11 protein-coding genes are annotated in these 21,388 nt (G+C 41.9%); 9 read left to right on the top strand and 2 right to left on the bottom strand.

What is annotated here, in order from left to right; genetic code table 11:
* Positions 1–1,447, top strand: a 1,447-nt coding sequence (locus tag PCY06_RS10545) for a GBS Bsp-like repeat-containing protein (protein ID WP_301390592.1), incomplete at its 5' end; no start/stop codon positions are given.
* 264 nt (positions 1,448–1,711) lie between these two features.
* Positions 1,712–2,683, top strand: coding sequence for an acyltransferase (locus PCY06_RS10540; RefSeq protein WP_045634787.1), 972 nt, complete (start codon positions 1,712–1,714; stop codon positions 2,681–2,683).
* A 172-nt stretch (positions 2,684–2,855) separates the two neighbouring features.
* Here the strand turns inward: PCY06_RS10540 and PCY06_RS10535 are convergent, their stop codons facing one another.
* The gene (locus tag PCY06_RS10535; protein WP_195916600.1) at positions 2,856–3,728 is read right to left on the bottom strand and encodes an RluA family pseudouridine synthase; all 873 of its coding nucleotides are present in this window, start codon (positions 3,726–3,728) and stop codon (positions 2,856–2,858) included.
* Between the two features lie 150 nt (positions 3,729–3,878).
* On the opposite strand from PCY06_RS10535, the gene pbp2a reads away from it, so the two are divergent.
* Positions 3,879–6,101, top strand: a complete 2,223-nt coding sequence (gene pbp2a, locus PCY06_RS10530) for a penicillin-binding protein PBP2A (protein WP_060970444.1) — start codon at positions 3,879–3,881, stop codon at positions 6,099–6,101.
* A 124-nt stretch (positions 6,102–6,225) separates the two neighbouring features.
* On the opposite strand, the gene PCY06_RS10525 is transcribed toward pbp2a, so the two are convergent.
* Positions 6,226–7,140: a neutral zinc metallopeptidase gene (locus PCY06_RS10525; RefSeq protein ID WP_048779231.1), complete on the bottom strand. Its 915-nt coding sequence runs from the start codon at positions 7,138–7,140 to the stop codon at positions 6,226–6,228.
* Between the two features lie 150 nt (positions 7,141–7,290).
* On the opposite strand from PCY06_RS10525, the gene rpmG reads away from it, so the two are divergent.
* The 6 genes from rpmG to PCY06_RS10495 all read left to right on the top strand — a co-directional run.
* Positions 7,291–7,443 (top strand): 50S ribosomal protein L33, encoded by a 153-nt coding sequence (gene rpmG / locus PCY06_RS10520; RefSeq protein WP_008809931.1) that lies wholly within the window; start codon positions 7,291–7,293, stop codon positions 7,441–7,443.
* A 9-nt stretch (positions 7,444–7,452) separates the two neighbouring features.
* The gene (gene secE / locus PCY06_RS10515; RefSeq protein WP_008809930.1) at positions 7,453–7,629 is read left to right on the top strand and encodes a preprotein translocase subunit SecE; all 177 of its coding nucleotides are present in this window, start codon (positions 7,453–7,455) and stop codon (positions 7,627–7,629) included.
* A 183-nt stretch (positions 7,630–7,812) separates the two neighbouring features.
* A complete protein-coding gene (nusG, locus tag PCY06_RS10510; protein WP_045504588.1) occupies positions 7,813–8,352 on the top strand; it encodes a transcription termination/antitermination protein NusG in 540 nt (179 codons plus the stop codon).
* Between the two features lie 379 nt (positions 8,353–8,731).
* Positions 8,732–9,295: a TlpA disulfide reductase family protein gene (locus PCY06_RS10505; RefSeq protein WP_045504586.1), complete on the top strand. Its 564-nt coding sequence runs from the start codon at positions 8,732–8,734 to the stop codon at positions 9,293–9,295.
* A 64-nt stretch (positions 9,296–9,359) separates the two neighbouring features.
* Positions 9,360–20,300, top strand: a complete 10,941-nt coding sequence (gene padA, locus PCY06_RS10500) for an LPXTG-anchored isopeptide-forming adhesin PadA (RefSeq protein ID WP_301390591.1) — start codon at positions 9,360–9,362, stop codon at positions 20,298–20,300.
* Positions 20,301–20,376: 76 nt separating this feature from the next.
* On the top strand, positions 20,377–21,388 hold a 1,012-nt coding region (locus tag PCY06_RS10495; protein ID WP_301390590.1), incomplete at its 3' end, for a G5 domain-containing protein.

The raw sequence follows: 21,388 nt of genomic DNA, 5'->3' as shown, positions 1-21,388 counted from the left end.
GACGGTGACGGAGGTTCATCAGTCTCGTCCAAGCGGTGTGCTCAGTATTGAAAATCAAAACCAAATTTCTGGTACCTTTGATGCGGTCGTTCGTAATGTAATCGCTCCAAATGGCCTCAAGGAAGTATTGATTCCAACCTGGTCAGAAGTCAACGGTCAGGATGATCTGATCTGGCACAAGGCAGTGAAGCAGGCAGACGGTAGCTACCGAGCTACCATCAAGTCGAGTGAGCATAAGAATAGTCAAGGCAAGTACCAAGTTCATGTCCATTATGTTGATGGCTCCGGCCAACGTAGGTATGTGACTGAGACGTCTACCCAATTAAAGCTGTCTCAACCAACAGGTAAGGTCAACATTCAAAACAATAACAAAGAGACTGGCACTTTTGATGTTGTTGTGACCGATGTCTTCAGTCCTAAAGGAGTTCAATCGGTTCAAGTTCCCGTTTGGTCTGACCAAGGCGGACAAGACGACTTGATCTGGTACAATGCGACTCGTCAATCAGATGGTAGCTATAAGGCCAGCATTAAGGCAGAAAATCACAAGAATTCTACTGGTACTTATCATGTTCATCTATACTACATCCAGAATGATGGCAGTCGTATAGGAGTTCATTCGACTACAACTCAGGTAGAGTACCACAATCTAACACATAAGACGAAAGCTTATATTAAAGATGTGAATTCTCAGACGGGCACATTTACCGTTGCGGTTGATCAATCTGCCCAAGGGAAACGAATTAAAAATATTCGCGCAGCTGTATGGTCTCAAGCACATCAAGAAAATTTATCTTGGTATACCCAGACTCCTGCTGGTGGTCATACCGAGATTGGGATTGCGGCTGTAAACCACGGCAACAAACAAGGTGATTACACGACTCACGTATATGTTGATTATACGGATGGTAGTGTGGAAGGATTTAACCTGGGGCAAACCAGATTGATGCCCCACCAAGTGACAGATCAAAAAAATAGAGTTATTCGTGCAGCTTCAAATCTTGTAGGTACGTCAACGGGTAGTGCGGCTCATCAGCGCATGGTTGAGGACTATAACAGTGTGAAACCTCTACCGGTCGGTTACGCTGTAAAGAATACAGATGACTGGTGCGATATATTTGTTACAGTAGTTTTCCAACGAGAAGGTCTTAGTCATTTAGTAGGACGAGAGTGTGGAGTTGAACGCCATATTCAGATCTTTAAAAAATTAGGGATTTGGAATGAAGATGGGACTACGACTCCTCAATCAGGTGATATTATTACTTTCAACTGGGATAAAGATACCCAACAAAATGATGGCTGGGCGGATCATATAGGTATTGTTGAGAGAGTAGAGAATGGATGGATTCATACAATCGAAGGAAATTCAAGCAACGGAGTTGTGAGAAGAAATACCTATCGGGTTGGTCATGGTAATATTCGAGGATTTGCAAGACCACATTATCAATAAACAAAGGGTTGAAGAAAGTTGCTCTAGGGTACACTTTCCTCGGCCTTTTTATAGGTCTGAAAATCTCTAGAAGCGCTATTTTGGGGCTTGATAGGACAGATTTTTACTTGATTTCATTACTTGTAGGTTTGTTGTGTAATGGCTATAGAAAATGATAGTTTATAGGATAATAAGAAAAGTGGCTGTCATCAAATGATATGATTCTTAATGTTTGTGTCATATGGTCTTGACAGATTGTAACAATGAACATGCTATAATGTCTGCATGAAGACAGAAAATACAACTTTACATGCTGTTAAGGCTTTAGCCTGTTTTAGTATCGTTTCTTTGCACTTTTTGCTGCCAGGGGAATTTGGTGTTTTTTATCAGATTGTGGCCCGTTTTGCAGTGCCCTTTTTCATGATGTTGTCAGGCTATTTTTCCTTTAATATTTCTAGGGAAAAGGTCAAGTATCGCCTCAAGCAAATGTTGCTTTTGACAATCGCTAGTCTGATATTTTACTCGATTGTGCATTTTATTGACTTAGTACTGTCGGGAGAGCTGGCGGAAAAGATGGCAACTATAGACCAGTCAGATTTTGCCAATTTCTTCTTTTTTAACAGTCCTAGGGATTTGATTGGTCCAGCTGCTACTCCGACTTGGTATTTGTTGGCTATTTCCTATATTTATGGGCTTTATCTCCTTTTTTATAAGTATTTCCACCGCCTGACCACCTTTGGCGTGTCTCTGATTTTGTTGGCTCTGGCTTTTTGTATCGAGTTCAATACCAACAGTACCCTTTACTATCGAAATTTCCTGTTTATGGGTCTTCCCTTTTTCATTATGGGGATGCAGTTCGCCAAGTATCGGGAACGGATTTTAGCTTACGACTTATCGTCTGTCAGGAAATGGGCTATTAGCTTGGGAATAATAGGTTTGATTCTGCTTGAATACTGTTTTATGGGAACAGAGCACGACCTTTACCCCAGCACTCTTTTATCATCTAGTGCGATTTTCCTCTATGCGATCAGAAACGGGACCAATATTGATGTTCCGATTTTGAACAATATCGCCAAGCGATATGCCACTATGATTTATATTATTCATCCGTTTATCATCTTTATTTTTAGGCAATTAATGCCTCGGAATGATATATACAGTTTTGGGTTCTTTATCATTCTCTTGCTGTCATATCTACTGAGCATGGCCTTTCAGAAAGTTATCAGACCCAGAATTATCAGCCTGCTTCCAGCTTAGTAAAGCAAGATAGGAGATAGAATCGATTTCTGACACCAAAGAAAAAGCAACAGATTTTTCTGTTGCTTTTTCTTGCGTCTACTAAGGCGGAAGAAGTGGAGGCCTCTGTGTGCTTGGTTATGATGCCTGGAGGCTTAGTTCGATTAGATTTGAGTTCACTAGTAGTATCTTCTTATGCTTTCAGCTTTTCTAGCCCTTCTTCAAAACTTTTAGATGGAGCTTCAAGGCTGATCTTTTCTAAAGTAAAGGGATGGACGAAGCTCAGTCGGTAGGCGTGAAGCATGAGACGACCTTGGGGCTGCGGATGATACAGAGGATCACCGACCAAGGGAAATCCGTGGTGGGATAAGTGGACACGGATCTGATGGGTACGACCAGTTTTGAGTTGGCATTTGACAAGAGTTTTTTGACCAAAGCTTTTTAAGCGAGTCACGTGCGTTTCAGCGTATTGGCCATGTTTGTTGTCAACCAGCCGTTTTCTCCGATTATGGCGATCGCGACCGATTTTGTCCTTATATATTCTGCTTTTTTCGATAAATTTACCATCTACTAAAGCCCAGTATTCGCGCTGGATATCCTTGTTTTCCAGCAGGCGGTTGAGTATAGGCAAGACAAAGGGGTTTTTGGCAAAGAGAACAGCGCCACTGGTCTCCTTGTCAAGTCTGTGAACCACATAGCAGGTCTCTCCGACATAGGCAGATACATGATTGAGCAGAGCTAGTTCGGTCGGCTCATTGGCGTGAGTTTTCATACCCTCTGGTTTGTTGACGATGATGAGATGCTGGTCTTGGTAGAGTTCCTTGACAAGTTCCGGCTTCCCCATAAGGATGGCTTTTGCAGGGTAATCTTCTTCATCAAAGGTCAGCGACAAGAGATCGCCTGCCTGAATCTTGCTTTGCCAATTGATAGTTTGATCATTGACCAAGACATGCTTTTTTGTGCGAAGGAAATGGCGGATTTTTCTGGGAATGAGGAAATAGTCTTCCAGTAGTTCTTTTATGCTCATAGTGGGCATTTTTTCAGGGATTCGAAAGTTAAATTGCATGCCTTTATTTTAACAAAAAGAGCAGAACTTTGAAAGCTAGCATCAAAAAAAGGGTAGAAGCTCTGCTATTCCTTAAAAAATTCTAAAAGGAAGGCCCTATGGAACAGCACTTTCTTGTATACTCTCTGGGAAGGTGATAAAATAAGGGTTATGAAAAAGCTAAATGATATTTTTGAAACCTTAATTCAACATTTTAAGAAAGAAGATTCACCGGCTGAGTCTGCGGAGGAGACAGATACAAGTGCTGAACCACGTCTGTCTCGATCCGGTCGCTCGGCTAAGCGAACATCTTCAAAAGGCCAAGGCCCCTTCCGACGTTTTTGGCGTAGATACCATCTGACCAAGATTATCTTGATTTTAGGTCTGGGATTTGGGCTGGTGACGGGAGGTTATCTCTTTTATGTGGCCAAGACCACCAATGTCAACGACTTGCAAAATGCCTTGAAGGCAACTACGATGATCTATGATAAAGATGGTCAAGAAGCGGGTAGTTTGACAGGTCAAAAAGGGACCTATGTCGAATTGGATCAGATCAGTAAGGACTTGCAGAACGCTGTCATTGCGACCGAAGACCGCTCCTTCTACAAAAATAGCGGAATCAATTATGGTCGTTTCTTCTTAGCAATTTTGACAGCGGGCCGATCGGGCGGTGGTTCGACCATCACTCAGCAGTTGGCCAAAAATGCATATCTTTCTCAGGACCAGACCATTGAGCGGAAGGCCAAGGAGTTTTTCCTAGCTCTAGAATTAACTAAAAAATACAGTAAGGATCAGATTCTGACCATGTATCTGAACAATTCTTACTTTGGTAATGGTGTCTGGGGAGTAGAGGATGCCAGCAAGAAATACTTTGGAGTATCAGCTAGCCAACTGTCTCTCGATCAAGCAGCTACACTGGCCGGAATGCTCAAGGGGCCTGAGATTTACAATCCCTTGTATTCAGTTGAAAATGCGACCAATCGCCGAGATACAGTTCTGAATAATATGGTTGCAGCCGGCTATATTGACAAAGCAACAGCTGATCAAGCAGCAGCCAACGGTCTTGGTAGCCAGTTGGTGGATGCCTATGCTGGCAAATCCGAAGATTATCGCTATCCATCCTATTTTGATGCTGTTATTAACGAAGCCATTCATGACTATGGTCTAAAAGAGGAAGATATCATCAAAAATGGCTATCGCATCTATACTGAGTTGGATCAAAACTACCAGGCCAGCATGCAGGTTATTTACAGTAACGAGAGTCTCTTCCCTGTTTCAGAAGCAGATGGAACACGAGCAGAATCGGGAAGTGTGGCCTTGGATCCCAAGACTGGAGGGGTGAGAGCCCTGGTCGGTCGAGTCAACAGCCAGGCGGCCGGTTTCCGTTCCTTTAACTATGCAACCCAGTCAGCTCGTAGTCCAGGTTCGACCATTAAACCACTGGTTGTATATAGCCCTGCGATCGCTGCTGGTTGGTCGACCGATAAAGAGCTAGACAATACTACGACGACCTATGGATCTTATACGGTCAATAACTATGGTGGCATTCAAACTAGCCCGACAGTGCCTATGTATCAGGCTTTGGCGGATTCTCTGAATATCCCAGCGGTAGCAACAGTTAAAGAGTTGGGTATAGAGAAAGCTTTTGAATATGGTCAAAAGTTTGGTTTGAATATGAAAAAGGTTGAGCAAAATCTCAGTGTAGCATTGGGAGCAGGTGTGAATACCAATCCTCTCCAAATGGCTCAGGCCTACTCCGCTTTTGCGAATGATGGTGTCATGCATGATGCCCACTTGATCACTAAGATTGAAAACGCTAGTGGTCAAATCGTTAAGACCCACAAGTCTAGCTCCACTCGAGTCCTCAATCAATCGACTGCGAAAAAGATGACCAGTATGATGTTAGGGACCTTCTCAAACGGAACGGGTATCTACGCAGCGCCATATAATTATACGATGGCAGGTAAGACAGGGACAACTGAGACAGACTTCAACCCTGACTTATCTGGAGACCAGTGGGTCATCGGCTACACACCTGATGTTGTTATCAGTCAGTGGCTAGGATTTCCAAAGACAGATGAAAACCACTACCTGACAGGAACCAGTGCTAACGAGGCTTCTGTGATTTTCCGAAATGTAGCCAATAGCGTCCTGCCATACACGGAAGGAACCAAATTCTCTGAAAAGAATACCTATGCTCAAAATGGTATTGCTCCGGTAGACACCTATGGCACTGGAAATACCGAGAATCAAGGTGGCAATGATTTCTTACAGGATGTACAGGACAAGGCAAAAGAAATAGTCGATCAGGCTAAAAATGCTATCGAAGAGGCAGATATTCCAGGTAAAGCTAAGAATGCTTGGGATACAGTCAAGAGCTGGTTTGGTTGGTAAGTTTCTTATCTCAATAGATGGATTATTTATAGAAGTCTATCTCTTGAGGCTCCAGCCTGGGTTTATCAATCAAGAAGCATATGTCACAGTAAATCAATCAGATAAAAAGACCTTTAGGGTTTTCCTAAAGGTCTTTATCAGGTACACTGAAGGTGTCACCGTGTTCAAAATCGCCGTATTGGTAACCACGTTTGAACCAACGCATACGTTGCTCCGCACTTCCGTGTGTAAAGCTATCAGGCACAGAATAGCCATAGGCCTGCTCCTGCAAGGTGTCGTCTCCGACTGCATGGGCTGCATTAAGTGCCTCCTCAATATCACCAACATCTAGTAAGTTTTCTTGTTCAATATACCGAGCCCAAACCCCAGCGTAGTAGTCCGCCTGAAGTTCCAAACGAACATTTAGGGCATTCTTTTCCTTTTCTGATTTTCCTCTCACCATTTGCTGGTAGGATTGAAGTGTCCCTAGTTGGTTTTGGATATGGTGTCCGACTTCGTGCGCGATAACATAAGCCATGGCAAAGTCACCGCTTGCTCGATACTTAGTAGTCAGCTCTTGGTAAAATCGAATATCCAGGTAAATTTTTTGGTCCTTAGGACAGTAAAAAGGTCCAGCAGAGGCCTGGCCAACCCCACAACCAGTCCTAGTTTGACCGGTATAGAAGACCAGTTTAGGCTTATAATAGGTTCTTCCTTCTTTTTCAAAAGTTTGAGTCCAAAAGACTTCTGTAGTCCCTAAGACCTTGCTGACAAATTGGGCGTCTTTGTCATTGACCTGAGTATGGCTTTGCTGAGAAACTTGGGTGGACTCATAGTGGTGGGAAGTCCCTGTGTCAAAAATGCCAGACAAACCAGCACCACCCCCTAAGAAAAGTAAGAGTAGTATTAGGACAAGCTTGCTTTTAAAACTGCCAGGTGCTAACAGGATTCGCAATATTCCGTTTCCCAGTCGAGCATTGCCTGACCCGTAGCTAGCCGATCCCCCTTCATTGCGACGGTCTTCAATATTATTACTTTCTTTTAAATGATCAGTTTTCACGTTTTCTTCTCCTTTATGACATCTATTTTACCAAATCACCAGCGAAAATAATAGCTGTTCGTTAGATGAAGTAAAAAAGCTTCAAAGGATTGACGTCCAGACCTTGTCAAAAGAAAAAAATCCTGCTATAATTGGAAAGATGGAGGCGTTATGGCATTAAAAAAAGCAAGTCTGGCGTGTACGGTTTGTGGATCGAGAAATTACTCAATAAAGCTGAGTAGTACGCCAAAACCAAAACGTCTAGAAGTAAACAAGTTTTGTAAACATTGTAATAAATACACTATTCATAAAGAAACAAGATAGGAGAGAGTTGTGAAATTTCTTAAGGACACTTTTACAGTTTTAAAAGATACAACATGGCCAACAGGGAAGCAAAGCTGGATTGACTTTATTTCTATTATGGAATATACAGCCTTCTTTGTTGTGGTTATCTATTTATTTGACTTATTGGTATCTCACGGACTGCTTCGTTTGTTGAATCTCTTTTAAGTCGATTAGAGACTGGGAAATTTCCCAGTCTTTTTTGATAAAATTGTCAGTAAACTTCTTGGCATTCCCTATTTTTATGATATAATAAAGCTAGAGAAAACGGAAAAAGCCATTAGGCTTTTTTATAGTGTTTTAGTTTATGATTTTCTAAACTAAAAATTGCTAACAAAGAAAGGAAATAAAATGGATAGTTTTGATAAAGGCTGGTTTGTACTGCAGACCTACTCTGGATATGAAAACAAGGTAAAAGAAAATCTCTTGCAACGCGCTCAGACTTATAACATGCTGGAAAATATCTTGCGCGTAGAAATCCCTACTCAGACTGTGCAAGTAGAGAAAAATGGCAAGACCAAGGAAATCGAAGAAAATCGCTTCCCTGGTTATGTTTTGGTTGAAATGGTCATGACTGATGAGGCTTGGTTTGTTGTTCGGAACACTCCTAATGTAACAGGATTTGTCGGATCTCACGGAAACCGCTCTAAACCGACTCCGCTCTTGGAAGAAGAAATCCGTAACATTCTGATCTCTATGGGACAAACTGTGCAAGAATTTGACATTCATGTCAAGGTTGGTGATACTGTTCGGATTATTGACGGAGCCTTTACAGATTATACAGGTAAAATTACTGAGATTGACAATAATAAAGTTAAGATGGTTATTTCTATGTTTGGAAATGACACCATTGCAGAAGTAAACCTGAATCAAATCGCAGAATTACAATAGAAACAAAAAGCAGATCACTATCTGCTTTTTTTGTATTCCAGTTGTGTTTTTTTGTGACAAAGGCTAAAAAATAGCCTTTGACTGGTCTGAATATAGGTCCAAAAAAGGAAAGAAAAACGACTTAAAAATTCTGATAATTTTAAGTTTTTAGGCAATCGTTTTCCTTTTAATAAATAGTGTCATCTTTCAAAGTATTTTGCATAAATTTTAGACAAAATGCTTGTTATGCTCAAAAAAAACTGGTATAATAACCATATAATTGGCGCATTGTATATGACGGCTTTTTTCATGGTTTTTTTAGCAAGAAAAGATCGATATTTGTACAGTGCTTGCTCTTATGTCAAAATTTGATAGAGACGGAATCTAACTAGGAGGGAATATGTTAAAGGAAAAGTGGTGGCTACCCTTTTTGACTGTTGGAGTCATTCTGGTAGCGGTCTTTGCTTTGTTTTACATTGCTGGTCCTAACAGGCATAACAAAGGATCGACACAAAAGGATGGTAGTTCAGCTGTAGTACATGAGCTGACAGGACAGCAGTTGCCAGAGTTTGAAATGGTAGACCAAGCAGGGTATCAAAAGAAGAGTACAGAGTTTTATAGTAAACCCATGCTGGTAGTAGAGTGGGCTAGCTGGTGTCCAGATTGTCAAAAACAGTTACCAGAGATTCAAAAAGTATATGAAAAGTATAAAGGTAGAATTCATTTTGTTATGTTGGATATGCTTGATTCCAAAAGAGAAACGAAAGAAAGAGCGGATCAGTATATCAGTGAAAAAGATTATACTTTCCCATATTACTATGACACAGATGAGCGAGCGGCGGATATCCTCCATGTTCAATCAATCCCCACGATTTATCTAGTCGATAAGAATCAAAAGGTAAAGAAAGTAATGACAGACTTTCACGATGAAGCAGCGCTTGAAAAACAGCTAGAAGAGATTTAAATAAAAGAAAGAGAAGGGAGAGCTTGTATAAAAGTTTCTACTATTATATAGGCTTTAAAATAGCATGAAAGATTTTTTGAAAAAGGTTTTAATACTATTTACCGTCCTGTTGATGTCAATGCCATCCAGCGTCTTGAATCTAGGGACTTCAGTTGTTCGAGCTGATGATCCTCTGAATATTGAGACAAGACGGATTGATGAGCATACAACGATCACACAAAATGGGTGTTATCGTAAGATTGAAAAAACGGACGCAACGGACTGGACAGTTCCGCGGAAACCAATTGACTTGGTTATCCTGCAGGATGCCAGTGGTTCATTCCGAACAACTATTCCAAGTGTAAAACGTGCTCTTAAACGTTTGACAACATATGTTAGTCCAGAACAATACGATGAGAACGATCCTCATCTAGTTAAGACTGACGACCCTCGGACAACTGACCGCGTTTTCGTAGCTTCTTACCAAGGTTTGGATCAGGTGCGTTACTTTGAAAACAATGATTTTAGTGGTAACCCTGCGAATGTATATACTGATGCGAATTCAACTGGTAAAAACTATACCTATGGAAATAGTGGCTTAACAAGCGATCAAAATAAAGTTCATAACTTTATTGATAATATCGCTGTCGATGGTGGTACCCCAACTGTTCCTGCGATTGATGATACAATCGCTCAGTACAACCGTGTCAAAGGGAATATGGAAAACGGTCGTAAGACGGTCTTCCTCCTAGTAACGGATGGGGTAGCCAATGGTTATCGTCTGCCAGGGACTAACACAGTCGTTATGGATAAGAGCTGGACGAGAACAGATGCTATTCAAAAAGCTTGGGGAGTGGATAGCTATCCAGAAGCAGCTCAAGATATTACTGGTCGTGCCAATGAATTGAAAGCGGCTGGTAATCAGCTGAAAGCGGCGGTTGGTTCAGAAGGTTCGGTGGTTGTAGGTTTCTGGGAACGTGTTGATAACTTCACGGAGAAATACTATCAATATGGTCCAGCTTATCTAAATGGTTTCGGTAATACAATAAACATTGGGGACAACCGTTCAGTGCAAGCCATCTTCCACGACGCACTTCAATCCATGGCTTCACCAGACAAGGTTGTAAACGGCAAGAATGTTTCCTTCTATGTTAATGAGCAAAATAACATTGATGTATTCTCGCAAAAGATTTTGGAATCAGTAGCGGCTGCTTTAGTTAAAGATGATATCACTGGTGAGTTTGATATCACCGAAGGCTACAAGGTAGATGCTATCCGAATCAATGGTAAGAAGATTGTTCCGAAAGTAACAGACCCTAGCAAGGAAATCCGTGGTACAATCACACAGACTGGTAACAAGGTTAAAATCTCTGTTCCAGATAGTGTCTTCAATCCAGGTAAAAACAGCTTTGACTACGACTTGAGTAAGGAAGCTCGCGCACCTGAGACAGATGAAGATAGCGAAGTAGACCCTCCTGAGAATTATGTTCCAGAGAAGGAAGAAATCACAGTTCCAGAATTGACTGGTAAATTTAAAGCAGGTGACTTCGAAACACGTCAAATCGGTGGTCGGAACCAAACAGTAGAAGTTCAAAAACTGGAATACTGTTATCCAAGTGCAACGAAGACAGTGAAAGATGCGGATGCTAGCAACGATATTGGTGTCATTCCGGATCCGTTAGAGTTGACTAAGAAACCATCTTATTCTGCACAACTAAGCAAGAAAGACGAAGAGTTCACTTACACTGTCGACTACAACTTCAATAACGTTCCTTACGAATTTGAAAAGAACGTTATGTTGACAGACCCAATTGACTACCGCTTGGAAGTGGTGAGTCATTCTGCTCAAGGTCCAGATGGACAAAGCTGGCCGACTCGTGTGGTAACACAACAAGATGCTGGAGGAAACTCACAAAGCGTCGTTGTAGCAGACGTTCCATCGCAAGGTAAGGATTATAATTACCTGATCATGAAGAAGGCGAAACTGAAAATGACAGTCCGCCTGAAAGAAGAGTACCGTAAGAACCAAGCCAGCAAGGCTTACTTGGCAATCTTACAAAATAACAATGGTTACGGTTTAGTTAACCAAGGTAACATCATGTGGAATGGAGAAGATGATTCACCAAACCAAGATGCCCATGCCAAGACAAAAGACAAGGCAAGTACGATTCGTCGTTCAAACCCAATTTATGTTAAACCACCACTTGATACAGAAGTAGACAAGAAGGTTAACGAAAAAGAACACGAAGGTCTACAAGCAGATGGCGAAGAGTTTGAATATAAGGTAACTGCCCCATGGCCAGGTATTGCTGACAAGTTCACCTTGACAGATACAGTTGTAGATGAACTTGAAATTGTACCAAATTCAGCTAAAGTAACAGTAGCAGGCAAGTCTTACAATGCTTTGACCAAAGCGATTTCAATCAATGGTCAAACAATAGAGATTACACTAGATAAGACTCAATTAACTTCGTTGAACCGTTTGATCTCTCGTCGTGGTGGAAGCGAAGTACAGGAAATCGAACTGATCTTCAAGGCTAAGATTCGTCCGGGAGCTGACCTTTCTAAATATAAGAAGAATGGTGCGGTAAACATTCCGAATACAGCTGATGTTATTCTAAATGATAAGAAGAAAACTTCGAAAGAAGTAACGGTTACTCCACCTAAACCAAAAGAACCAACTGTTTCTAAGAAGATTAACAACACCTTGGATAGTCTGGTAACCTTCGATGGTCAACCATACACTTACAACATCACAACAGCTGTGCCAAGTGATGTAGCAGGCTACAAGAAATTTGTCATTAGTGATAAGCTGGATGCCGATCTCGAATTTGATGGACAAGCAAGCATCAGCGGTCCATTGGCAGACGTCTTTGAAATCCAAACAAATGGTCAAACTGTTACTGCAACAGTTAAAGAAGGTAAGTTCGCAGAACTCGCGAAATATTCATTCGTCGAACTGACTATTCCAGCAAAAGTTAAAGCTGGTGTGACAGGTAAGACTATTGAAAACAAGGCTAAGATTTCATTTACTAATGAAAACAATGTGGCTAAGGAAGTTGAGTCAAATCCAGTAACGGTGACTCCTCCACCAGTAACTAAGAAGATCAATGAAAACTTGGATCACTTGGATATTGCAACTGGTCAGCCATACAAGTACAATGTTAAGACTACACTTCCAAGTGATATCACATCCTACAAAGAATTTGTGATTACCGATACTTTGGAAGATGAGTTAAGCGTTATTAATGAAGGTGCAGACAAACCAGTTATCAGCGGTCCTGCTGCAGACTTCTTTGACGTGACTGTCAGTGGACAAAAAGTAACGGCAACAATGAAAAACTTTGCCGGAGCAAGTGCCCTAGCTGGTCAAGAAATTGAACTGGTTATCCCAGCGAAAATTAATGACGGTGTCACTCGTTCTAACATTCCAAACAAAGCGACATTTAGCTTTAAGGATAAAAACGACCATAAAGGTGAAAAAGAAACAATTCCTGTAACGGTGACTCCACCAACAGAACCAAATGTTTCTAAGAAGATTAACGGTGATCAAGATAATGCGACGATTGCTGCTGAAACAGATTTCACCTACAATATTAAGACTACTTTGCCAAATGATATTGATACATACAAATCATTTGTCATCACCGATACTCTAGATGAAAATCTTGGAGTGGTGAACCCAGAACCAAGCATTTCTGAAGAAGCCAAGAAATTCTTCGATATTACTGTTTCAGGAAATACTGTTACAGCAACGATGAAGGACTTTGCCAAAGCAAGTGCTCTTGCGAATAAAGAAATCGAGTTGGTCATCCACGCTAAAGTGAAGAAAGAATCTGTTCTTCCAGAAATTCCAAACACGGCTAAGATTACTTATACTAATAAGAATAACGAGTCTAAGGAAAAAGAAACAGAGCCAGTTAAAGTGACTCCTCCACCAATTACGAAGAAAGTAAATGGTAAGGATCAAGAAGACTTGGCAAGCTTAACAAGCACCTTCAAATATACAGTGGATTCAAAAGTTCCAACTGTAGCAGATAAGTTTGTACTTTCTGATACCTTGGAAGAAGTCTTGACATTTGATGGAGATGCGACTGTAACGATTGATGGTCAAGCTGTGACAGATGTGACGGTTGCGAAGAAAGGCCAAAAACTGACAGTTACCTTCGATAAGGATCAAGTCAAGAAATATGCAGGCAAGGCTGTTCAAGTAGCCTTCGATGCTAAGATTAAATCTGGCTACACAGTTGACCAATTAGTTGCTAAGTATCCAAATGGAGATAAAGCAGCGATTCCAAACAAAGCTAGCTTTGTGGTCAATGACAATCCAGAAACAGAGAAATTCTCTAACCCAGTTACTGTTACACCGCCACCACCAAACACTCCAGAAATTGAGAAGAAGGTTAACGGTGCAGACAGTTACAATCTGCAAACCCGTCTTGAAGAATTCACTTATAGTCTGGATACAGCGATGCCAACAAATGCGACTGAATTCACCGTAACAGATGAACTGAAGTCCGTTCTTGAATTCGCTGGCAACAAGGGCGATGTTGAAGTGAAAATTGACGGCAAGGCTGCCAATGATCAAGCTACTATTTCTACTGATAAGAATACCTTGACAGTGGCCTTTGCAGAAAAAGCAGTGAAAGCTAATGCTGGTAAGTCTATCGAAGTAACCTTCAAAGCTAAAATCCGTGAAGGAGCAAACCTTCTGGATTACCTAGTTCCTGGTCAAGGCATCCGTATTCCGAACAAGGCTTCTTATGACATCGATCATAATCCTAAGTTCCATAAGGATTCCAATGAAGTACCAGTAACTCCTCCATCTCCAGAACAACCACCAATTGAAAAAGATGTCAATGATAAGGCAGAAGCAACCTTGGAAGCACGTGATGAAGAATTCACTTATCATGTGAAGACCAAGATTCCTTATGAGGCAACAGCCTTCAACATCACTGATACTCTGAAAGATGTTTTGGACTTCTCAGGTGAGAAAGGTCAGGCAGAAGCGACTGTAGATGGTAAGAAACTGTCAGATGATCATATCGCGATCAATGGCCAAACAATCACAGTTACACTGAACCAAGAAGAACTGAAAGCCAATGCAGATAAGGAAATTAAGTTAACCTTCAAGGCTAAGATTCGTCCAAATGCGAACCTAGCTGCCTACGTCGTTGGTGATAAAGTTGTTATCAATAACCAAGCTTCTTATAATGTAGATTTACCGGATAATCCTGGGGTTCATAAAGATTCAAATATTGTTCCAGTGACTCCTCCAAGTCCTGAAAAACCAGAGATTGAAAAGACTGTTAATGATGCAAAAGAAGCGACTCTTGCTAACCGTGACGAAATCTTTACTTATAAAGTGAAGACAAAAGTACCGTTTGATGCAACAGCCTTCTCTATCGATGACACTATTAAGGATGTTCTAGAGTTTGCGGATGCTGGAAGTGCTACTCTTAATGGAGAAGCTTTAGAAGCAGACCGTATCTCTATCGCTGATCAAAAGATCACCTTGACTTTGACAGAAGATCAAGTCAAGAACAATGGCGGTAAAGAAGTTGTTCTGACCTTCAAGGCTAAAATCCGCCAAGGTGCCAACCTATCAGGCTACATTGAAAAAGGTAAGACAGTCATCAATAACCAAGCGTCTTATAACGCTGCCTTCCCTAACGATCCTAACTTCCATAAAGATTCAAATATTGTCCCAGTGACTCCTCCAAGTCCGGAAAATCCACCGATTGAGAAGAAGGTCAATGAGGCTGAGTCAGCGAACTTAGGAGCTCGTGATGAAGAATTCACTTACACAATCGACACAACTGTGCCGCTTGATGTTACAGGCTTCGCAGTCTACGATACGATTGAGAAAGTCCTAGAATTCTCAGGTGAAAATGCTCAAGCAAGCGCAACGGTAGATGGTCAACCATTAGATGCCAGCCACATTACAATTAAAGGTCAGAAGATCACAGTCAAACTGACAGAAGACGAAGCGAAAGCCCTAGGAGGCAAAGCGGTTCATGTCAGCTTCAAGGCTAAGATCAAAGCGGGAGCGAACCTGTCAGACTACATCGAAAAAGATGGTACGACACGGATTTACAACACCGCTAAATACAACTTTAACAATGACCCAGGAACAGAACAAAGTTCTAAACCAGTTCCAGTCATTCCACCAACCCCAACTGAACCAGAACTGAAGAAGGAAGTAAACGGTAAAGAAGCTGAAACATTAGCTAACCGTGACGATGTCTTCACTTACACTGTGAAGACAACTGTACCGCAAGATGCGACAGCCTTCTCTATCAGCGATAGTTTAGTTCCAGTACTTGAATTTGCTGGCGAAGATGCAGAAGCATCTCTCACACTCAATGGTGAAAAGCTGGGTGCAAAACAAATCAAGTTGAAAGACCAAACCATCAGTGCTGAGTTGACTGAAGAACAAGTCAAAGCAAACGGTGGTAAAGAAGTTGTCCTCAACTTTAAAGCTAAGATTCGTGAAGGTGCTAACCTAGCAGACTACATCGAAGCAGACGGTGTAACGCGTGTACCAAACAAAGCGTCTTATGTGGCTAACTTCCCACACCGTCCAAAAGTTGAGAAAGATTCAAACATCGTCCCAGTGACTCCTCCATCACCAGAAAATCCACCAGTTGAGAAGAAGGTTAATAACAACCCATCCGCAACTCTGGACAGCCGTGATGAAGAATTCACTTACACCATCGATACGAAAGTACCTGTCGATGCGACTGGCTTCAAGATTACCGACGAATTGAAAGACGTTCTTGAATTCTCAGGTAAGAAAGGCCAAGCAGAAGTCACAGTAGATGGTGACAAAGATGTGATCGAAGATTCACAAATCACTGTAGATAAACAAGTTCTGACAGTGACTCTGACGAAGGATCAAGTGAAGAAATACGGCAATAAAGCTGTTCATGTAAGCTTCAAGGCTAAAATTCGTAAGAATGTCAGCCTGGCAGGCTACATTGAAGCAGACGGCGTAACTCGGATTCCTAACATTGCTAAATACATCATCAACGATGATCCTAAGACAGAAAAGAGCACAGAACCAGTTCCAGTGATTCCACCAAGTCCAGAAGAACCTGGTATTAAGAAAGAAGTGAATGGTCAGCCAGAAGCAACGCTGAAAGAACGTTATGAAGAGTTTACTTATAAAGTAACAACTTCTGTACCTCAAGATGCGACAGCCTTCTCAGTATCAGATACTCTTGTACCAGTATTAGAATTCTCAGGTGAGAAAGGTCAAGCAACAGCGACTCTCGATGGCCAAGAAATTGATGCCAACCGTATCAACGTTGCAGACCAAACAATCTCTATGGCTCTGACAGAAGACGAAGTGAAAGCAAATGGTGGTAAGGAAGTAACCTTGACCTTCAAGGCTAAGATTCGTGAAGGTGCAAACTTGTCTGACTACATTGAAAAAGGTAAGACTAGCATCCCGAATACAGCTTCTTACACAGCAGGCTTCCCAAATCGTCCAGAAATCCATAAGGATTCAAACAGAGTACCAGTAACTCCTCCAACTCCAGAAGAACCTGAAATTAAGAAGGATGTCAATGGTAAGGAAGAGGAAACACTGGCTAACCGTAACGATGAGTTCATTTACCACATCAATACGAAAGTACCGTTTGATGCAACAGCCTTCTCTATCAATGATGAGCTGAAAGACGTTCTTGAATTTGCAGATGGAACAGGTCGTGCGACTGCTAGCCTAAATGGCCAAGCTCTTGATGCCGATCGTATCTCAATTAATGGTCAAACCATTACTGTGAATCTAACCGAAGAACAAGTCAAGAACAATGGTGGTAAAGATGTGAACCTAACCTTCACAGCTAAGATCCGCCAAGGTGTCAACCTATCTGGCTACATTAAAGATGGTAAGACTAGAATTCCGAATAAGGCAAGCTACCGAGTGGACTTCCCGAACAACCCAGGCGTAACTAAGGATTCTAATGAAGTCCCAGTGACTCCTCCAAGTCCGGAAAATCCTCCGATTGAGAAGAAGGTCAATGAGGCTGAATCAGCTAACTTGGGAGCTCGTGATGAAGAATTCACCTACACAATCGACACAACTGTGCCGCTTGATGTTACAGGCTTCGCAGTCTACGATACGATTGAGAAAGTCTTAGAATTCTCAGGTGAAAATGGCCAAGCAAGCGCAACGGTAGATGGTCAACCACTAGATGCCAGCCACATTACAATTAAAGGTCAGAAGATCACAGTCAAACTGACAGAAGATGAAGCGAAAGCCCTAGGAGGCAAAGCAGTTCATGTCAGCTTCAAGGCTAAGATCAAGGCGGGAGCGAACCTGTCAGACTATATCGAAAAAGATGGTACGACACGGATTTACAACACCGCTAAATACAACTTTAACAATGACCCAGGAACAGAACAAAGTTCTAAACCAGTTCCAGTCATTCCACCAACCCCAACTGAACCAGAACTGAAGAAGGAAGTAAACGATAAAGAAGCTGAAACATTAGCTAACCGTGACGATGTCTTCACTTACACTGTGAAGACTACTGTACCGCAAGATGCGACAGCCTTCTCTATCAGCGATAAGCTGGAAGATGTTCTTGAGTTTGCGGGTGAATCATCTGCGACTCTAGCAGGTGAAGACTTGAAGGCAGACCAGATTACAACAGACGGTCAAACCATCAAGTTGACCCTGACAGAAGATCAGGTGAAAGCAAACGGTGGTAAAGAAGTTGTCCTCAACTTCAAGGCTAAGATCAGAGAGGGTGCAAACTTGTCAGCTTACATGAAAGCAGACAAGGCAGAAGTACCGAATAAGGCTTCTTACACAGTTGGCTTCCCTAACAAACCAGCTGTAACGAAGGACTCTAACGTAGTACCTGTCACTCCTCCATCTCCAGAACAGCCACCGATTGAAAAAGATGTGAATTCAAAACCTTCTGAAACAATTGCAGATCGAACAGAAGAATTCACATACAACATCCATACAACTATGCCTCAAGATGCGACAGGCTTTACAGTTACCGATGAATTGAAAGACGTTCTTGAATTTGCCGGTGATGTCCAAGTCACTCTTGGTGGTAAGAAAGCAGACGCAGCTGTAGCGAAAAACGGTCAAACTCTGGAAGTAACCTTCCCAGAAGAGACTGTCAAAGCAAATGGTGGTAAGAAAGTCCAAGTAACCTTCAAAGCGAAGATTAAAGCGGATGCAGACTTAACTCCATATGAAACAGCTAATAGCTACTCTGTACCAAATACAGCTTCTTACTTGATTAACAATAATCCAGCAAGCAAGAAAGAAACTAAGCCAGTTACGGTCGAAGTTCCAAAACAACCTGGACCAGAGGTTACGAAGAAGATTAACCGTACATTGGATCACTTAGATGTTGACCGTGATGTTCCTTACATGTACAATGTCAACACACAAATTCCAAAAGATATCCGCCTCTACAAAGAGTTCACCGTTACGGATACTTTGGAACCAGTTCTTGAAATCACAGGAACTCCTGTAGCTTACGTGGATGGTTATGCAACAGACGCTGTGGAAACAAAAGTGGAAGGCAATACAGTTACTGTAACAGTGAAAGACTTCGCTCGTATCAGTGGCTATAAAGAAATCCAACTTTACATTCCAGCTAAGCTGAAAGCAGATAGTGACTTATCAGCTTACGAAAACCAAACTGTTCCAAACAAGGCAACAATTGCCTTCAAGGATAGCAATGGCAAGAACGGCACAAAAGAATCTAACCCAGTAACCGTTCGTCCACGGGACCCAGAAAAACCTGAGGAACCAAAACCAAACGAACCAGCTAAGACAGTAGGTCCAGCTGATGGATCTAACCCATCAACTGCTTACCGTCTGAAAGAACTCAAGGAAGGCTTCCGCTTTGATGTGACAGCGAAGGTGCCAACTGATCCAGTTGATGAATCAGGCAACCCTATCAAAGACGCTCAAGGCCGTGATGTGAAGACTGAATTGAATAGCTTTACGGTAACAGATGAACTTGAAAAAGTTCTGAAGGTAGACCGTGTAGCTGTTAAGGTTGAGGAAAATAAAGTCGCAGAAGCCATTGCGAAGATAACTGCTAAGATTGAAAAAGCAGAAAGCGACCTGAAAGAGCTCGAAGGCAAAGAGACAAATGGTACTTTCGCTAAGAAACTGGCAGAAGCTGAGAAGAAGGTAGAAGAGCTAACAGCACAATTGGCAGCAGCCAAGGAAAAAGCTGTAGCGACACCTGCAACACCAGCTCCATCTTCAGATTCTGACGCAGGCGATGCCACAGCGACACCTGCTCCAGCAGACAACAACGCTGAAGTCGCAGCCCTTGAAGAAAGCCTCAAAGCAGCACAAGCTGAATTGGAACAACTGAAAGCAGATGGTGCGAAAGCTGGTAACCTCGCAACACCTGAAGAACAAAAAGTTGAACAAGATAAGCTGAATAAGAACCTTGAACAACTGAAAGAGAGCAAAGAGAAACTCGAAAAAGCTCTCGAAGCATTCACAACAGTGAATGACAAGGGTGAGATCACGGATGAAGCTCTTGCGAAAATCGCCAAAGTAACTGTAGAAGGTCAGAAAGTTACCGTAGAAGTTACTGATAAGGCTGTTTTGGAAGCCTTGAAGGGTAGCACCTTCCGCGTCATCATCTATTCATCTATTAAAGACGGAGCAGACTTGTCTAGCTACTTGAATAAAGAGAATAATGAGACGAAGATTCCGAATAAGGCTACTGTAACCTTCAACGATAAACCGAAAGTAACGAATACAGTAAACGTTTATCCGCCAGAGCCAAATACACCGCCGACAACACCACCACATACACCACCGACAACACCGGGTACGCCGCCACCAACTACACCTGATACGCCACCAGCGCCTAAGGGTGACTTGCCACCGGCACCAACACCAGAGCCAGAAAAACCTAAGAATATCTTGCCAAAAACAGGTACTTCTGCTACTATGGTAAATGAGGTGATTATCGGAATGATCCTTGTGCTGATGGGACTTCTTTTGAGAAGAAAACCAAAGCATTAATGTAAGATAGTCCAGGAGAGCTATGCTCTTCTGGTTACTATCGTATTATTAGGAAAAAGATTAAAGGAAAATCATTATGGATAGAAAAAAGTTAATTAAGTTAGGAATCTCAGTGCTAGCTGTTAATGCTTTGGGAGCAGTAGCCGTTTATAAATATCCTGAGCTGACACATGTCCCTACTGTCTATGCAGAGGAACAGCCTGGAGAGGATGAGGAAATTCCAGATGCAGCAGAAGCTCAAGCAGCAACGAACTTTAAAAATCAAATGGATGAATTTGAAAAAGCAATCAATGAATTCAATCCAGATGATTCAGATACTAAGGAAAGTTTGCAGTATGCTTTGGAAGATGCAGAAGGGTACCATACTACTGCAGTTAATGCGATCAAGAGTGAAGAAGGAAAGAAAGGCTTTGCCAAGTACGAAGCTCGTTACCAAGCTTTAAAAGCAAAAGCTCAAGCCCTTCTAAATGGTGAATCACCAAAACCTCAACCAGATCCACAACCGCAACCTCAACCAGATCCGCAACCACAGCCAAAGATTACAACACAGGACCTTACAGTCAAAGAACCAATCCTTTACGGATCTTCAACTGAGCAAAATTCAGCTTTACCAAAAGGCACAAGAAAAACAAAAGTTCAAGGTGTCAATGGTGAAAAGGAAGTTGTCTACACAATCACTTATACAGACGGCAAGGAAACAGGCCGTGTGAAAAAGTCTGAAACAGTTATTAAACCAGCTGTAGATGAAGTCATCGAAGAAGGTACTGGCGCAGTCATCACCACTAAGGAAGAAACTAAGACAGAAGAAGTAGACTTCCAAGTCAAAGAAGTTCCAAATCCAGCCCTTCCAGAAGGTGTCCGCAATGTAACAACTCCAGGTAAAAAAGGTGTTCGTACAATCGTTGAGACGGTTACTTACACTGACGGCAAGGAAACAGGTCGTGTAGTGAAATCCAACACCATCACAACTCCAGCAGTTGATGAAGTTGTTGAAGTAGGAACTAAGAAAGCTCCAGTTGTTACCACTAAGGAAGAAACTAAGACAGAAGAAGTAGATTTCCAAGTCAAAGAAGTTCCAAATCCAGCCC

This window comes from Streptococcus sp. SG1 (assembly GCF_030439935.1).
Classification (GTDB): Bacteria; Bacillota; Bacilli; order Lactobacillales; family Streptococcaceae; genus Streptococcus; species Streptococcus gordonii.
Note: the sequence above shows the minus strand (reverse complement) of the source record. Positions and strands in the feature narration are given on the sequence as shown.

Coding starts and splice junctions, on each gene's coding strand:
- PCY06_RS10540 (WP_045634787.1), top strand. CDS start 1,712: ATGAAGACAGAAAATACAACTTTACATGCTGTTAAGGCTTTAGCCTGT.
- PCY06_RS10535 (WP_195916600.1), bottom strand. CDS start 3,728: ATGCAATTTAACTTTCGAATCCCTGAAAAAATGCCCACTATGAGCATA.
- pbp2a (WP_060970444.1), top strand. CDS start 3,879: ATGAAAAAGCTAAATGATATTTTTGAAACCTTAATTCAACATTTTAAG.
- rpmG (WP_008809931.1), top strand. CDS start 7,291: ATGGCATTAAAAAAAGCAAGTCTGGCGTGTACGGTTTGTGGATCGAGA.
- nusG (WP_045504588.1), top strand. CDS start 7,813: ATGGATAGTTTTGATAAAGGCTGGTTTGTACTGCAGACCTACTCTGGA.
- PCY06_RS10505 (WP_045504586.1), top strand. CDS start 8,732: ATGTTAAAGGAAAAGTGGTGGCTACCCTTTTTGACTGTTGGAGTCATT.
- padA (WP_301390591.1), top strand. CDS start 9,360: ATGAAAGATTTTTTGAAAAAGGTTTTAATACTATTTACCGTCCTGTTG.